The 14,761-nt window shown below is 68.7% G+C and carries 13 protein-coding genes; 5 read left to right on the forward strand and 8 right to left on the reverse strand.

What is annotated here, in order from left to right:
* Nucleotides 1-35: 35 nt before the first annotated feature.
* The 7 genes from AC1DP3_RS12240 to sufB form a co-directional block, all read right to left on the reverse strand.
* On the reverse strand, nucleotides 36-1,400 hold the full coding sequence (locus AC1DP3_RS12240) for an MFS transporter (RefSeq protein ID WP_477293616.1): 1,365 nt from the start codon (nucleotides 1,398-1,400) through the stop codon (nucleotides 36-38).
* Nucleotides 1,397-2,557: a MalY/PatB family protein gene (locus AC1DP3_RS12245; RefSeq protein ID WP_477293618.1), complete on the reverse strand. Its 1,161-nt coding sequence runs from the start codon at nucleotides 2,555-2,557 to the stop codon at nucleotides 1,397-1,399. The genes AC1DP3_RS12240 and AC1DP3_RS12245 overlap by 4 nt, the downstream gene beginning before the upstream one ends.
* Nucleotides 2,558-2,633: 76 nt before the next feature.
* Entirely contained in the window at nucleotides 2,634-2,963 is a 330-nt protein-coding gene (locus AC1DP3_RS12250) for a metal-sulfur cluster assembly factor (protein ID WP_141882678.1), read from the reverse strand.
* A 9-nt stretch (nucleotides 2,964-2,972) separates the two neighbouring features.
* On the reverse strand, nucleotides 2,973-3,755 hold the full coding sequence (sufC, locus tag AC1DP3_RS12255; RefSeq protein WP_477293620.1) for a Fe-S cluster assembly ATPase SufC: 783 nt from the start codon (nucleotides 3,753-3,755) through the stop codon (nucleotides 2,973-2,975).
* A gap of 12 nt (nucleotides 3,756-3,767) precedes the next feature.
* Nucleotides 3,768-4,097: a non-heme iron oxygenase ferredoxin subunit gene (locus AC1DP3_RS12260; RefSeq protein WP_477293622.1), complete on the reverse strand. Its 330-nt coding sequence runs from the start codon at nucleotides 4,095-4,097 to the stop codon at nucleotides 3,768-3,770.
* Nucleotides 4,094-5,284, reverse strand: a complete 1,191-nt coding sequence (gene sufD, locus AC1DP3_RS12265; protein WP_477293624.1) for a Fe-S cluster assembly protein SufD — start codon at nucleotides 5,282-5,284, stop codon at nucleotides 4,094-4,096. The genes AC1DP3_RS12260 and sufD overlap by 4 nt, the downstream gene beginning before the upstream one ends.
* Complete coding sequence (gene sufB, locus AC1DP3_RS12270) at nucleotides 5,285-6,703, reverse strand: Fe-S cluster assembly protein SufB (RefSeq protein ID WP_477293626.1); 1,419 nt, start codon at nucleotides 6,701-6,703, stop codon at nucleotides 5,285-5,287. It lies immediately after the preceding gene.
* 251 nt (nucleotides 6,704-6,954) lie between these two features.
* Between sufB and AC1DP3_RS12275 the strand changes: the two genes are divergently transcribed.
* Both AC1DP3_RS12275 and AC1DP3_RS12280 read left to right on the forward strand, forming a co-directional pair.
* Entirely contained in the window at nucleotides 6,955-7,941 is a 987-nt protein-coding gene (locus tag AC1DP3_RS12275) for a COX15/CtaA family protein (RefSeq protein WP_477293628.1), read from the forward strand.
* A 113-nt stretch (nucleotides 7,942-8,054) separates the two neighbouring features.
* On the forward strand, nucleotides 8,055-8,459 hold the full coding sequence (locus AC1DP3_RS12280) for a dinucleotide-utilizing enzyme (RefSeq protein ID WP_477293629.1): 405 nt from the start codon (nucleotides 8,055-8,057) through the stop codon (nucleotides 8,457-8,459).
* 129 nt (nucleotides 8,460-8,588) lie between these two features.
* Here the strand turns inward: AC1DP3_RS12280 and AC1DP3_RS12285 are convergent, their stop codons facing one another.
* Complete coding sequence (locus tag AC1DP3_RS12285; RefSeq protein ID WP_477293631.1) at nucleotides 8,589-9,527, reverse strand: heme o synthase; 939 nt, start codon at nucleotides 9,525-9,527, stop codon at nucleotides 8,589-8,591.
* A 364-nt stretch (nucleotides 9,528-9,891) separates the two neighbouring features.
* Here AC1DP3_RS12285 and tkt point away from each other — a divergent pair, with 364 nt between their 5' ends.
* Genes tkt through AC1DP3_RS12300 form a run of 3 tightly spaced genes read left to right on the forward strand, consistent with a single transcriptional unit; the run spans nucleotide 9,892 to nucleotide 14,750 of the window.
* Nucleotides 9,892-12,000, forward strand: coding sequence for a transketolase (gene tkt / locus AC1DP3_RS12290; RefSeq protein WP_477293632.1), 2,109 nt, complete (start codon nucleotides 9,892-9,894; stop codon nucleotides 11,998-12,000).
* 12 nt (nucleotides 12,001-12,012) lie between these two features.
* Nucleotides 12,013-13,134, forward strand: coding sequence for a transaldolase (gene tal / locus AC1DP3_RS12295; RefSeq protein ID WP_477293633.1), 1,122 nt, complete (start codon nucleotides 12,013-12,015; stop codon nucleotides 13,132-13,134).
* Entirely contained in the window at nucleotides 13,131-14,750 is a 1,620-nt protein-coding gene (locus AC1DP3_RS12300) for a glucose-6-phosphate isomerase (RefSeq protein ID WP_477293635.1), read from the forward strand. The genes tal and AC1DP3_RS12300 overlap by 4 nt, the downstream gene beginning before the upstream one ends.
* Nucleotides 14,751-14,761: the final 11 nt, after the last annotated feature.

Here is a 14,761-nt window from a genome sequence, read left to right on the forward strand (position 1 = left end):
CTTACCTCACGTCGGATGCCAAATGGGGTTGCGGTTCACCGTCCTGATTCGTGCGCGTGCCCGAGACGGAGGCCGGGGATGAGAGAGATCAGCGCCAGCGTCGCCGCGATGACGAACACCGCCGGGAACGCGGCATCCGTTCCCGCGAGGGCTGTGAAGACGAGGCCCATGGCGGCGGTGGCCGTGGCGGAGCCCACCGAATCCGAGATCGACAGGGCCGAGGAGTTGAAGCCCTGGTTCTGAGGGGTGGAGTAGGCCAGGGTGAGGACAGTGAGTCGCGGATACATGAGTCCCATGCCCGCTCCGGCGAGCGCCCAGCCGGCGATCACGACCGCGGGCGTGAGGTGCAGTGCTGCGGTGATCGCGGCGATCACCGTCGCCGTCGCGAGCAGAGCCGTACCGACAGCCGCGATGCGCGCGTTGCCGATCCGATCCCCCACCCTCCCCTGCACGTCGGATGCGACCGCCCACGCGAGCGCCGCGGCGGTGAGTCCGAGCCCCGCCCAGGTCGGCGAGAAGCCGTAGTCCTCGATCAGCAGGTAGGGGACGTAGATCTCGGCGCCGAAGAGCGATCCGGCGATGAGCCCGCGCATGAGCACGACGCTGGGCAGCCCCCGTGCCGCGACGAGCGTTCGCCGCGGCAGGAGCGGCCGGACCGCGAGGACGATCACGAGGACGGATGCCGCGACCGCCGCCGCCGCGAACTGCCCCAGCTCTCCGGCGAGACTCAAGGCCAGCGCTCCGACCGCGACCGCGGCGGCGCACGCAAGACGAGGCCCCACGCGATCCGACGACGGATGCTCGGTCCCCAGCGGGATTCCCCAGAGCTTCGTGGCCACCATGATGAAGGCGACGACGGTGAGCGCCGCCACCCCGAGGAAGACCCACCGCCAGTGCAGGTACTCCGTCACCGCCCCTGCCAGGAAGGGGCCGACGAGCGAGGGGATCACCCACGCGGCCGAGAACGCGGCGAACACGCGGCCGTGCAGCGCGGGCGGGTAGACCCGCGCGACGACGACGTACAGTGCGACGGTCTGCCCGCCCGTGCCGAGGCCCTGCACGAGGCGCCCGACGACGAGGACGGCCATCGTGGGAGCGAGTCCCGAGACGACGAGCCCTGTCACGAACAGCGCGACCGAGACGGTCAGCGGCCAGACCGGACCCGAGCGGTCGCTCCATGCCCCGACCGCCACCATGCCGATCACGCTGGTGGCGAGTGTCCCGGCGAACGCGATGGCGTACAGGGCGGCGCCGTTCAGATCGTCGCTCACGACCGGCATGACGGTCGTGACCGCCAGAGACTGCGTCGCCGCAAGGAAGATGAGCGCCACCGCTCCGGCCGTCACCCAGACGAAGCGGGCGTCCCAGACGGATCCGGGGCGCTCGACCTCGGCGCTCATGAGCCGGCCAGGGATCCCACCCGCTCGATCGCCTCACGGAGCAGATCCGGAGAGCAGGCGAAGTTGATGCGGACGTGCCCCTTGCCCTCGTCGCCGAAGAGCGGCCCGTGGTGGAACGCGACGCGAGCGTGGCGGCGGAGATGCGGAGCGGGGTTGTCCCCCCAGCCGTACGCCGACACGTCGACCCACGCCAGGAAGCCGGCATCCGGGATCCGGTAGCGCGCCTCGGGAAGATGCTCCGAGAGGAGGTCTGCGAGCAGCCGCCTGTTCTCATCGAGGGCTGCGAGGAGGCTGTCCAGCCACGGATCGCTCTCGGGAGCCAGCGCCGCATTGTTGGCGAGCGCGCCGAAGAGGCCGGTGCGCCATTCCACCTCCCAGGGCAGCGCCCGCAGCACCTTCGCCTGGTCGAGGCCGCCGCCGATCATCACGGCGCACTTGAGCCCTGCGAGGTTGTAGCTCTTGCTCGCGCTCGTCACCGTGTAGCCCACGCCGCGCGCGGCATCCGAGACGGCGAGGAAGGGGGTGAACGGCACGTCGCCGTGTGCGAGCGGACCGTGGATCTCGTCGGAGATCACGACGGCGCCGTGCGCCGCTGCGATCTCGGCGAGGGCCGCGAGGCTCGCGGCGGTGTGCACGGTGCCGGTGGGGTTGTGCGGATTGCAGAGGAGCACGGCGCGGGCACCGGAGGCGAGGGCCGCCTCGATCCCGGGGAGGTCGAGCTCCCATCCGGCATCCGACCTCTGCAGCGGAACCCGCTCGACCACCGCGCCCGCCTCTTCGACGGTGTCATAGAACGGGGGGTACACGGGAGGCGTGACGATGACGCGGTCTCCGGGCTCGGTCACGGCGCGGAGGATCTCGACGACGCCCATCATGACGTCTGCCGTCCAGAACACCCTGTCGGGATCGACGGTCCAGCCCCAGCGGCGGTCCGCGAATCCGACGAATGCCTCGCGGACGCCGGGGTCGGGCGGGGTGTAGCCGGTATCGCCCAGCTCAACCGCGCGCGTCAGCACCCGGGTGATCGCCGGCGCGAGCGCGTAGTCCATCTCGGCGACGAAGAACGGCAGGACATCGTCGGGATACTTCCGCCACTTGGTGCTCGACCGCTGTCGCAGCTCGTCCAGGGGCAGGGCCTTGAGTGGGGTCACGCTCACCAGACGAGCCTAATCGAGGGGCTCGTCCGGCCCTCATCGCGCGTCATCGTGTGAAGCACAGTGAGAGGACCCGGCGTCAGATCGCGAAGCCGAGCGCCCTCATCATGTCGCGGCCGTCGTCGGTGATCCGCTCGGGACCCCACGGCGGCATCCACACCCAGTTGATGCGGAATCTCTCCACGACCTCGTCGAGCGCCTGCGCGGTCTGCTCTTCGAGGACATCGGTCAGCGGGCAGCCCGCTGAGGTGAGGGTCATGTGGATCACGAGAGCGTCGTTCTCGTCATCCCATGCCAGATCGTAGATGAGGCCCAGATCGACGACGTTGATCCCCAGTTCGGGGTCCATCACGTCCTTCAGCGCTTCTGTGACCTCGTCGAACTTCTCGGGTGTGAGCGTCGCGGTCATGCTCGGATCCTACGCCTCGGCATCGGCGCCGGCTTCGGCGAGCGGCTCGAGGAAGCGGTCGTAGCCCTCGTTCTCCAGACGCTCGGCGAGCTCCGGGCCGCCCTCCTCCACGATCCGCCCCGCGACCATGACGTGCACGTAGTCGGGGTGGATGTAGCGGAGGATGCGGGTGTAGTGCGTGATGAGCAGCACGCCGAGGTTCGTCTCGGCCTTGGCGCGGTTGACGCCCTCCGAGACGATCTTCAGCGCGTCGACGTCGAGGCCCGAGTCCGTCTCATCGAGCACGGCGATCTTCGGCTTGAGCAGCTCGAGCTGAAGGATCTCGTGGCGCTTCTTCTCGCCGCCCGAGAAGCCCTCGTTGACGTTGCGCTGGGCGAACTTGCCGTCCATGCGGAGGTGCTTCATGGCCTCCTTGACGTCCTTCGTCCAACTGCGCAGCGACGGCGCCTCGCCGTCGATCGCCGTCTTGGCGGTCCGGAGGAAGTTGGTGACGGTGACGCCGGGGATCTCGACGGGGTACTGCATGGCGAGGAAGAGACCCGCGCGAGCGCGCTCGTCCACCGTCATGGCGAGGACGTCCTCGCCGTCGAGCGTGATGGTTCCGCTCGTCACGGTGTACTTCGGGTGACCGGCGATCGTGTACGCGAGCGTCGACTTGCCCGAGCCGTTGGGGCCCATGATCGCGTGCGTCTGACCCGTCTGGACCGTGAGGGTGACGCCGTTGAGGATCGGGATGGTGCCCTCGTCGGTCTCGACGGTGACGTGGAGGTCTCGGATCTCGAGAACAGGCATGGGGGTTCCTTCTCAGTTCACAGCGATGTTCACGGCGGGGTCGATGAGCACGTCATCGCCCTCGATCGTGACGGCGTACACCGGGACCGGTTCGTACGCGGGGAGGTTGAGGGGCTTGCCGGTGCGCAGCGAGAACGCCGAGCCGTGGGCCCAGCACTCGAGCGCCTCGTCATCGACGAAGCCTTCGGCGAGCGACACGTCGCCATGGGTGCAGGTGTCGCCGATGGCGTGCACCTCGCCCTTCGAGTCCAGCACGACGGCGATGGCGACGCCGTCGACTTCGAACCGCACGGCGGCGTCCTGCTCGAGGTCGCTCAGGGCGCAGACACGGGAAGCGGTCATGCCGCGGCTCCTTCCGCGAGCTCGCGCTCGATCGCCTCGGACAGCTCCTGCTCGAGGGCGGGCACGCCGATCTTCTGCACGATCTCGCTGAGGAATCCGATCACGACGAGTCGTCGCGCCTCGGGCTCCGGGATGCCGCGCGCCTGCAGGTAGAACAGCTGCTCGTCGTCGAAGCGGCCCGTCGCGCTCGCGTGACCCGCACCGCGGATGTTGCCGGTCTCGATCTCGAGGTTCGGGACCGAGTCGGCGCGCGCGCCGTCGGTGAGGACGAGATTGCGGTTGGCCTCGTAGGAATCGGTGCCGACCGCATCGGGTCCGATGAGCACGTCGCCGATCCACACGGAGCGGGCGCCGACTCCCTGGAGGGCGCCCTTGTACAGGACGTCGCCCTTGGTGTGCTCGCCCTTGTGGTGGAGATACACCTGGCTCTCGAGGTGCTGGCCCGCGTCGGAGTACGACAGACCGAACATCTCGGCCTCCGACCCGGCCCCGGCGAGCTCGATCGAGGGGTTCAGCCGCACCACAGCACCGCCGAAGCTGACGACGAAGTGCCGGAGGTACGCATCCTTGGCGACGTGCGCCTGATGCGCGGACAKGTGGATCGCGTCATCCGCCCACTCCTGCAGCGAGATGACCGTCAGGTGAGCGCCGTCGCGGACGAGGATCTCGACGTTCTGCGCGTGCTGGGCCGTGCCGGAGTGGCGGAAGACCACCGTGCCACGCGAGTTGGCGCCGGCCTCGATCACGACGTGCGCGTGCGCGATGCCGCCGGTGCCGACGAGGTTGACGATGACGGGCTCCGAGAGCTCGACACCGGCCGGGATGCGGATGAGCGGAGCCTCGGGCTCCTGCGTCCACGCGATGGCGCTTGCGCGGTCCTCCGGGCGGAAGAACTCGCCGCGGGGCGCTTGTCCGGGGGCGAGCCGGGACTGCTCGACGCCCTCCGGAGCCTGAACATCCACCTGGATGACGCCGTGCGGCGCTTGGGCATCGTCGAACAGCGACCGCACCCGGTCGACCGGCGTGTAGCGCCAGTTGACCTCACGGCCGGTCGGGACGGCGAAGTCGTCCGGGTCGAACGACCGGGGCCGATCGGACCGCGTCTGCACCGGCACGAATGCGCCGGCCCCGTCCGAATGCGCTCGGGAGCCAGGCACCACCTGGGGTGCCTCTTGCGTGGTCGTCATCTAGCCGACCGATCCTTCCATGCCCATCTCGATGAGCTTGTTGAGCTCCAGGGCGTACTCCATGGGCAGTTCACGGGCGATGGGCTCGATGAAGCCGCGGACGATCATCGCCATCRCCTCGTCCTCGGGCATGCCCCGCGACTGGAGGTAGAAGAGCTGCTCTTCGCTGACCTTCGAGACGGTGGCCTCGTGGCCGAGCTGAACGTCGTCGACCCGGATGTCGATCGCCGGGTATGTGTCGGAGCGCGAGATCGAGTCGACCAGGAGCGCGTCGCAGCGCACGGTGTTGGCGGAGTGATGCGCGTTCTCATCGACGCGGACCTCGCCGCGGTAGCCGGCGCGACCGCCTCCGCGCGCGATCGACTTGGACACGATCGACGACTGCGTGTACGGCGCCATGTGGATCATCTTGGCGCCGGCATCCTGGTGCTGACCCGGACCCGCGAACGCGACGGACAGCGTCTCGCCCTTGGCGTGCTCGCCCACGAGGAAGATCGACGGGTACTTCATCGTGACCTTCGAGCCGATGTTGCCGTCGATCCACTCCATCGTCGCGCCCTCGTGCGCGATCGCGCGCTTGGTGACGAGGTTGTAGACGTTGTTCGACCAGTTCTGGATCGTCGTGTAGCGGACGCGCGCGTTCTTCTTCACGATGATCTCGACCACCGCCGAGTGCAGCGAGTCGCTCTTGTAGATGGGGGCCGTGCAGCCCTCGATGTAGTGGACGTACGAGCCCTCGTCCGCGATGATCAGCGTCCGCTCGAACTGGCCCATGTTCTCGGTGTTGATCCGGAAGTAGGCCTGCAGCGGGATCTCGACGTGGACTCYGGGGGGCACGTAGACGAAGGATCCACCCGACCAGACGGCGGTATTCAGCGCAGCGAACTTGTTGTCGCCGGCGGGGATGACGGTGCCGAAGTACTCCTCGAAGAACTCCGGGTGGTCACGCAGAGCCGTGTCGGTGTCCTTGAAGATGACGCCCTGCGCCTCGAGGTCCTCGCGGATCTGGTGGTAGACGACCTCGGACTCGTACTGGGCCGCGACGCCCGCGACGAGGCGCTGACGCTCCGCCTCGGGGATGCCGAGCCGCTCGTACGTGTTGCGGATCTCCTCGGGGAGGTCCTCCCACGACTGCGCCTGCTTCTCGGTCGAGCGCACGAAGTACTTGATGTTGTCGAAGTGGATGTCGCTGAGGTCGGCGCCCCACGTCGGCATCGGCTTGCGGCCGAAGAGCTGGTAGCCCTTGAGCCGGGTCTTCAGCATCCATTCGGGCTCGCTCTTCAGCGCGGAGATGCCGCGCACGACGCTCTCGTTGATGCCGCGCTGCGCGACGGCGCCGGCGGCATCGGTGTCGTGCCAGCCGAATTCGTACACCCCCAGACCATCGAGCTCTGGGCGATCGATCAGCACATCGGACATCGTCACACTCTCCTCATAGGCCGAAACGGTGTCATCCGCCCCGGCATTCCTGGTCTTCCGTGGAGTGGGAAGGGGGATGCCGCTGGTGGGCCTTCTCAAGCGGCGCCGTCCTGCGCGCCTAAACTGTCAGTGATGCGTCGCGATTAGAGCGCACGCATGCAACCCCTCGATTCTACAGGCTCGCGTCATCGCCCGGCGTTCGCGTGCGTCTGCCCGCACTCCGCCGCGGGCTCTTCTGGAGGAGACTTCCCATGTCCGCTCACGAGAGCGCCATCACCCGTCCACCGCTTCCCCAGCGGATGTGGAACCGCCTTCCGACGACCGTGCGCACCGGCACGCGGGTGCTGGCCTGGCTCGTGCTCGCCAGCAACATCGTCATCGTCGGCACGGGAGGCCTGGTCCGGCTGACCGGCTCGGGCATGGGATGCCCGAACTGGCCCAACTGCACCGGCGGCTCGCTGATCCCGACGGAAGAGCTCAGCTGGCACAGCCTGATCGAGTTCGGCAATCGCACGCTCACGGGCGTGCTGGTGATCATCGCGCTCCTGGCCTTCCTCTCGGTGGCGCGGATGCGGCAGCAGCGTCCCGAGCTGTTCGCACTGACGCTCGCGAACGGGATCGGCATCATCCTGCAGGCCCTCGTCGGAGGGGTCATCGTGTGGCTGCACCTGCCTCCGAGCCTCGTCGGCATCCACTTCGTCATCTCCGCCGGTCTCGTGGCGAATGCCGCCGCGTACCTCTGCCGGGTCTACGGAGCTCCCGGACCCCAGGCGCGCGCGGTCTCGCGGGGCTACGCGATCCTCACGTCTGCGACGAGCGCATCCGTCGTCGTCACGGTCCTGATCGGCATCCTGCTCACCGGGGGCGGCCCCCACGCAGGAGACGCCGCGGCGGCGCGCAACGGCCTCGATCCCGTGCTCTGGCAGCACATCCACGCGTGGCCCGCATATGTCACGCTCGCGCTCACGATCGCGCTCTTCGCGACCGCCTTCCGTACTCCCCGTGGCCTCCGGCTCCCGCTCTGGACCGGTCTCCTGCTCCTCGTCGAGCTCTTCCAGATCGGGGTCGGGCTGTGGCAGGCGCGCACCGGCCTTCCGATCGTCCTCGTGAACATCCACATGGTGCTCGCCGTCTGTCTCGTCGCAGCGATGACCGCGGTCGTGATGCACACCCGGGAGTCCCGCAGCCCCCGCGACTCCCCTCTCGAGCCCCACGACTTCGCGCGCTCACGCGCGTGAGCCGGGCGCGGCGCTCATAGCGGACTCATCGACTTCGCAGAGCGCGCGCACGGAAACCCCGATAACACTGACCCATGCCTCGATCGAATGGTCGCGGCTGGAAGGAGCAACACATGACCGCACGTCCCCGCCTGACCCGCAGCATCCCGTTCTGGATCCTCCTGGTGGGCTCGCTCGCCAGCATCGCGCTGGGCGCCTGGCTGATCGTCGACAAGATCGCCACGATGAGCGCCACGCTCCTGGACGGAACCGCCACAGGCGTCGAGGTGTACGGCGGCCAGTCCTGGGTGACCGTGGGCGCCGCCCTCGTCGGCGCAGGTCTCGTCGGCCTCGTCTCGACGCTGTTCCTCGCCGTGCTGCGCTCGTTCGTCCCCGTCGCGGCGGTCGCCTCTGCCGAGACCATCGACTGKGACTCGGAGACCGACACGCTGACGGATGCTGAGCCCGTCGTCGCCGAGGATGTCCAGGTCGCCGACGTGGCGCCTGCCGAGGAATCGGCTCCCGCGATCACGCGCTGACACCCAGCTGCCGTACGACGAGCGGGCCCCGGCATCGAGCCGGGGCCCGCTCTGTCGTCTTTCTGCGCATGGATGCCGAAAGCGACGAGCGTCAGCACCCCGCCGCGCCCGGGCTCTTCCCTCAGGGGGTCAGAAGGGCAGCAGCGGGTCGATCGCGATGGCGACGAAGAGCAGCGTGAGGTAGGTGATCGAGGCGTGGAAGACGCGCATCGGTCGCGGCTCGGTTCCGCGCACAGCCCTGTTGTAGAGGCGGTGCGACTCGTAGATGAACCACCCGCCGAACACGAGGGCCGAGACCGTGTAGACGAGTCCCATGTCGGCGACGGGGATGAGCAGCAGCGAGCACACGACGGTCGCCCACGCGTAGAGGATGACCTGCAGTCCGACCTGCGACCCGCTTCGGGTGGCCCCGAGCATCGGGACATCCACGCCCTCGTACTGGGCCTTGTACTTCATCGACAGCGGCCAATAGTGCGGCGGCGTCCACAGGAAGACGAGAGCGAACAGGATCACCGGCGGCCACGCGAGCGACCCGGTGACGGCGGTCCAGCCGATGAGCACAGGGAAGCAGCCCGCGATGCCGCCCCACACGATGTTCTGCTCGGTGCGGCGCTTGAGGATCATCGTGTAGATCACGACGTAGAAGAAGATGGCGCCGGCCGACAGTGCGGCGGCGAGCCAGTTCGTGGTGACTCCCAGCCAGAGGGTGGAGAGCACGGCGAGGGTCCAGGCGAAGATGAGCGCGCCGCGCGGAGACACCTCGCCCGTCACGAGCGGGCGGTTCTCGGTGCGCTGCATGTGCGCGTCGATGTCGCGGTCGAGGTACATGTTGAACGCGGCCGCGGACCCGGCGCTGAGCGAGCCGCCGATCACCGTCGCCAGCACGAGCCACAGCTCCGGCATGCCGCCCTCGGCCAGGATCATGACAGGCACGGTGGTGACGAGCAGGAGCTCGAGCACGCGCGGCTTCGTCAATGCGACGTAAGCGCGGACGGTGCGGCCGAAGCTGCGCGGAGCGGTCCCGGAAGGAGTGAGCGTCGTCTCTCGCGCCGTGGTCGAGATGTCCATCGCCCCCCTATCGTGCACCCGTTGTCGAACCGTGACGATTCTATGTCATCGAGCGGGAGGGCCCCGGGCACGGGGCGGGACGAGCACCCGCAGCACCTCACACGAGCGGGCGCCCGCTCGTGAACGATCGGTCACCCCGCGGACACACCGATGCAACGATCGCGAGCGCATCGGATGCCACTGTGTCAAGGGGTCCCCTTTGTGCGAGTCACACAAGGCCACACATGGCCAGGCGGGCATGGCCCTTCGATATGCTGACAAGACAGGCGCGACCCCGCGCGCACCCCCACTCCCACTCCCTTCGCAAAGGCTGTGCGGCGTGAGTGGCCGGGGCGCCGAACGCTCCAGAATGAAAGGCGGTCCCGTGTCGGAACTGCGTTGGGATGAGATCGACAAGCGGGCTGTGGACACGGCTCGCGTGCTGGCGGCGGATGCTGTCGAGAAGGTGGGCAACGGCCACCCGGGGACGGCGATGAGCCTCGCTCCGGCGGCGTACCTCTTGTACCAGCGTGTGCTCGACCACGACCCCGCCGATGTGCACTGGGTCGGCCGCGACCGCTTCATCCTCTCTGCTGGGCACTCGTCGCTGACGCAGTACGTGCAGCTGTACCTGGGTGGGTTCGGGCTCGAGCTCGACGATCTGAAGGCGCTCCGCACGTGGGGTTCGCTGACTCCCGGTCACCCCGAGTACGGGCACACCGACGGCGTCGAGATCACGACAGGCCCGCTCGGTCAGGGACTCGCGTCCTCCGTCGGCTTCGCGTACGCCGCCCGCTATGAGCGCGGCCTGTTCGACCCCGAGGCCCCGGCCGGGACGTCGCCGTTCGACCACTTCGTGTACGTGATCGCCGGCGACGGCGACCTTCAGGAGGGCATCACCAGCGAGGCATCCTCGCTCGCGGGCCACCAGGCGCTCGGCAACCTGATCGCGATCTACGACTCCAACCAGATCTCGATCGAGGACGACACGAACGTCGCCTTCACCGAGGACGTCGCAGCCCGCTACGAGGCCTACGGCTGGCAGGTCCAGGTCGTCGACTGGAAGAAGTCCGGCGAATACGTCGAGGACGTCGCCGAGCTGTACGCCGCGATCGAGGCGGCCAAGGGCGAGACCGACAAGCCCTCGCTGATCATCCTCCGCACGATCATCGGGTGGCCCTCGCCCGGCAAGCAGAACACCGGCAAGATCCACGGCTCCGCCTTGGGCGGCGACGAGCTCGCTGCGACCAAGAAGGTCCTGGGCTTCGATCCCGAGCAGACGTTCGCGGTCGCGGATGACGTGCTCGAGCACACCCGCGGGCTTCGCGAGCGGGGCGCTGCCTCGCACGCGGCATGGCAGGAGCGGTTCGATGCGTGGGCTGCCGCGAACCCCGAGCGCAAGGCGCTGTTCGACCGCCTGGAGGCGGGCGAACTGCCCGCAGACGTCGAGGGGGCGCTGCCGGTCTTCGAGGCGGGCAAGGAAGTGTCGACCCGCGCCGCATCCGGCACGGTCATCAACGCGCTCGCAGAGGTGCTCCCCGAACTGTGGGGCGGCTCGGCCGACCTCGCCGAGTCGAACCTGACGACCATCAAGTCGGCGAAGTCGTTCATCCCGGCGCAGTGGTCAACGCACGAGTGGTCGGGCGACCCGTACGGCCGCGTGCTGCACTTCGGCATCCGCGAGCACGCGATGGGCGCGATCGTCAACGGCATCGTCCTGCACGGCAAGACCCGCGCGTTCGGCGGCACGTTCCTGATCTTCAGCGACTACATGCGCCCCTCGGTGCGCCTGTCGGCGCTGATGGACATCCCGTCCGTCTTCGTCTGGACGCACGACTCCGTCGCCCTCGGTGAGGACGGCCCGACCCACCAGCCGATCGAGCAGCTCGCCACCCTTCGGGCGATCCCGAACTTCGCCGTCGTCCGTCCGGCCGACGCGAACGAGACCTCGGTGGTGTGGCTCGAGCTGCTGCGTCGCTCGGCGGGTCCCGCCGGTCTTGCCCTGACGCGCCAGAACATCCCGGTGTTCGAGCGCGGCGAAGGCGAGGCATCCGGTGACACGTTCGCCTCCGCCCAGCTCGCCACCAAGGGTGCGTACGTCCTGGCCGAGGCGCCGAACGGCACGCCCGACGTGATCCTGATCGCGACCGGCTCCGAGGTCCAGCTCGCCGTTGCGGCGCGCGAGACGCTCGCCGCCGAAGGCGTGAACGCCCGCGTGGTCTCGGCGCCGTCGCTCGAATGGTTCGCCGAGCAGGATGACGCCTACCAGGAGCAGGTCCTCCCCAAGGCCGTCAAGGCGCGCGTCTCGGTCGAGGCCGGCATCGCGCTCACCTGGCGCGGCATCGTCGGCGACGCGGGCCGCTCCGTGTCGATCGAGCACTTCGGAGCATCCGCCGACTACAAGACCCTCTTCCAGAAATTCGGCGTCACCGCCGAGGCCGTCGTCGAGGCGGCACGTGAGACCCTCGCTGCCGCAGGTGCGGCGGAGAACTAAGGAGAACAACTCATGAGCACTCCTACCGAACAGCTTTCTGCTGAGGGTGTGAGCATCTGGCTCGACGATCTCTCTCGTGATCGCATCACGACAGGGAACCTCGCCGAGCTCATCGCGACGCGCAACGTCACGGGCGTCACGACGAACCCGTCGATCTTCCAGGCCGCGATCGGGGGTGGGGGCCACGCCTACGCCGGGCAGATCGCCGAGCTGGCGAGCGCCGGCGCATCCGTGGACGACGCGATCTTCGCCGCGACGACAGACGACGTCCGCGACGCCGCCGACATCTTCCGGCCGGTGTTCGACGCCACCAACGGCCTCGACGGCCGCGTGTCGATCGAGGTCTCCCCCGACCTCGCCCACGACACCGAGGCCACCATCGCCCAGGCGAAGGAGCTGTGGAAGACCGTCGACCGCGACAACGTCCTCATCAAGATCCCCGCGACGAAGGCCGGCCTCCCCGCGATCACTGAGGTCATCGGGTCGGGCATCTCGGTCAACGTGACGCTCATCTTCAGCCTCGAGCGCTACGCCGAGGTCATCGAGGCGTACCTCGCCGGTCTCGAGCAGGCCAAGGCCGCGCGCCTGGATCTGTCGAAGATCCACTCGGTCGCGTCCTTCTTCGTGTCGCGTGTCGACACGGAGGTCGACAAGCGACTGAAGTCGATCGGCACGGGCGAGGCCACGGGTCTGGCTTCGCTCGCCGGTGTCGCGAACGCCCGTCTCGCCTACGAGCTGTACGAGAGGGTATTCGCCACCGACCGCGCCACGGCGCTGACGGATGCCGGGGCCAATCCCCAGCGCCCGCTCTGGGCCTCGACGGGCGTCAAGGACCCGGCGCTCCCCGACACGCTCTACGTGACCGAGCTCGTCGCTCCCGGCACCGTCAACACGATGCCCGAGAAGACGCTCGAGGCCACGTTCGACCACGGGCAGATCGCGGGCGACACCATCAAGGGCACGTACGAGGGGGCGCACAAGGTCTTCGCCGACCTCGCCGCCGTGGGCGTCGACTTCGCCGATGTCACCCAGGTGCTCGAGGACGAGGGCGTCGAGAAGTTCATCGTCTCGTGGCAGGACCTCAAGAAGACCGTCGCCGAGGCGCTCGAGTCAGCGCCCGAGGCAGCCCGGTGAGTTTCGAGATCCACCTCTCGGGACACGTCAAGTCGGTCGTCGACGAAACGCTTCCCGAGCTCGTCGCCGACCTTGTCGCGTCGGGAGTCACCGCGGGTGACGCGACGCTGTGGGGTCCGGATGCCGAGGCCGAGGCGTCTTCACGCCTCGGCTGGGTGGAGGCCGTGAGCGTCTCACGTCCGCTCGTCCCGGAGATCCTCGCGCTGCGCGCCGAACTCCACGCGAAGGGCGTCACACGCGTCGTGCTGGCCGGCATGGGCGGGTCGTCTCTCGCGCCCGAGGTCATCGCGCAGACGGCCGGCGTGCCGCTCACCATCCTCGATTCGACCGCCCCCGGCCAGGTGCTTGCGGCGATCGACGGCGATGCCGAGTCCGGCGGCCTCGGCCAGACGGTGCTCGTCGTGTCATCGAAGTCCGGCTCCACGGTCGAGACCGACTCCGCCAAGCGCGCCTTCGAGGCCGCGTGGCGCGATCTCGGCATCGACCCGGTCGAGCGCATCGTCGTGGTCACCGACCCCGGCTCACCGCTCGACGCCGCCGCCCGCGCGGCCGGGCACCGCGTCTTCAACGCCGATCCCACCGTCGGAGGGCGCTACTCGGCTTTGACGGCCTTCGGCCTGGTTCCCGCGGGCCTCGCGGGCGCTGACATCGTCGAGCTGCTGGACGAGGCCGAGGCCTCGCTCCTCGAGCTCGCGATCGACAGTGCCGACAACCCCGGACTCGTCCTCGCCGCCGCGATCGCCGGCGGCAGCCCGCGCCGCGACAAGCTCGGTCTCATCACCGATGGCACGCACATCGTGGGTCTCCCGGACTGGATCGAGCAGCTCGTCGCCGAATCGACGGGCAAGGAGGGCACCGGCATCCTGCCTGTCGTCCTGCTCCCCCTCTCACCCGAGCTCGACAGCGCGCCGGACGACCTGCAGGTGGTCCGCTTCGTGGACGAGGCGAACGAGTTCCACTTCCGTGAGCGCCACGAGGGCGAGATCCTCGTCAGCGGCTCGCTCGGGGCGCAGTTCATCGTCTGGGAGTACGCCACGGCGATCGCAGGACGGATGCTGGGGATCAACCCGTTCGACCAGCCCGACGTGGAGTCCGCGAAGAACGCCACCCGCGGTCTGCTCGACGCCCGTCCCGCACCAGCGGCGCCGGCCTTCACGGCCGACGGAGTGGAGGTCCGCGTCTCGGACTCCGAGCTCGCGGCATCCGGAACCGTCGCGGGCGTCCTCGATGCGCTCTGGGCGAGAATCCCCGAAGACGGGTATGTGTCCATTCAGGCATACGTCGATCGGCTCACGCTCCCGCACCTCGAGGGTCTGCGCGAGCTCGTCGCCGCCGACTCGAAGCGCCCGACCACCTTCGGCTGGGGACCGCGATTCCTGCACTCGACGGGGCAGTACCACAAGGGCGGCCCCGCGAACGGCGTCTTCCTCCAGATCCTCGAGCGCACCGACGTCGACCTCGAGATCCCCGGTCGTCCCTTCACATTCGGCCAGTTGATCGAGGCGCAGGCCGCCGGTGACGCTTCCGTGCTCGCCGAGCACGGCCGTCCGGTCGTCACCCTGACCCTCACCGATCCGCAGCTCGAGGTGCTCACGCTCTTCGAAGCCGCCCAATAGGAGCACCTACT

The sequence above is a fragment of the Microbacterium sp. P5_B6 genome (assembly GCF_056400345.1).

Coding starts and splice junctions, on each gene's coding strand:
- AC1DP3_RS12240 (WP_477293616.1), bottom strand. CDS start 1,400: ATGAGCGCCGAGGTCGAGCGCCCCGGATCCGTCTGGGACGCCCGCTTC.
- AC1DP3_RS12250 (WP_141882678.1), bottom strand. CDS start 2,963: ATGACCGCGACGCTCACACCCGAGAAGTTCGACGAGGTCACAGAAGCG.
- sufC (WP_477293620.1), bottom strand. CDS start 3,755: ATGCCTGTTCTCGAGATCCGAGACCTCCACGTCACCGTCGAGACCGAC.
- AC1DP3_RS12260 (WP_477293622.1), bottom strand. CDS start 4,097: ATGACCGCTTCCCGTGTCTGCGCCCTGAGCGACCTCGAGCAGGACGCC.
- AC1DP3_RS12275 (WP_477293628.1), top strand. CDS start 6,955: ATGTCCGCTCACGAGAGCGCCATCACCCGTCCACCGCTTCCCCAGCGG.
- AC1DP3_RS12285 (WP_477293631.1), bottom strand. CDS start 9,527: ATGGACATCTCGACCACGGCGCGAGAGACGACGCTCACTCCTTCCGGG.
- tal (WP_477293633.1), top strand. CDS start 12,013: ATGAGCACTCCTACCGAACAGCTTTCTGCTGAGGGTGTGAGCATCTGG.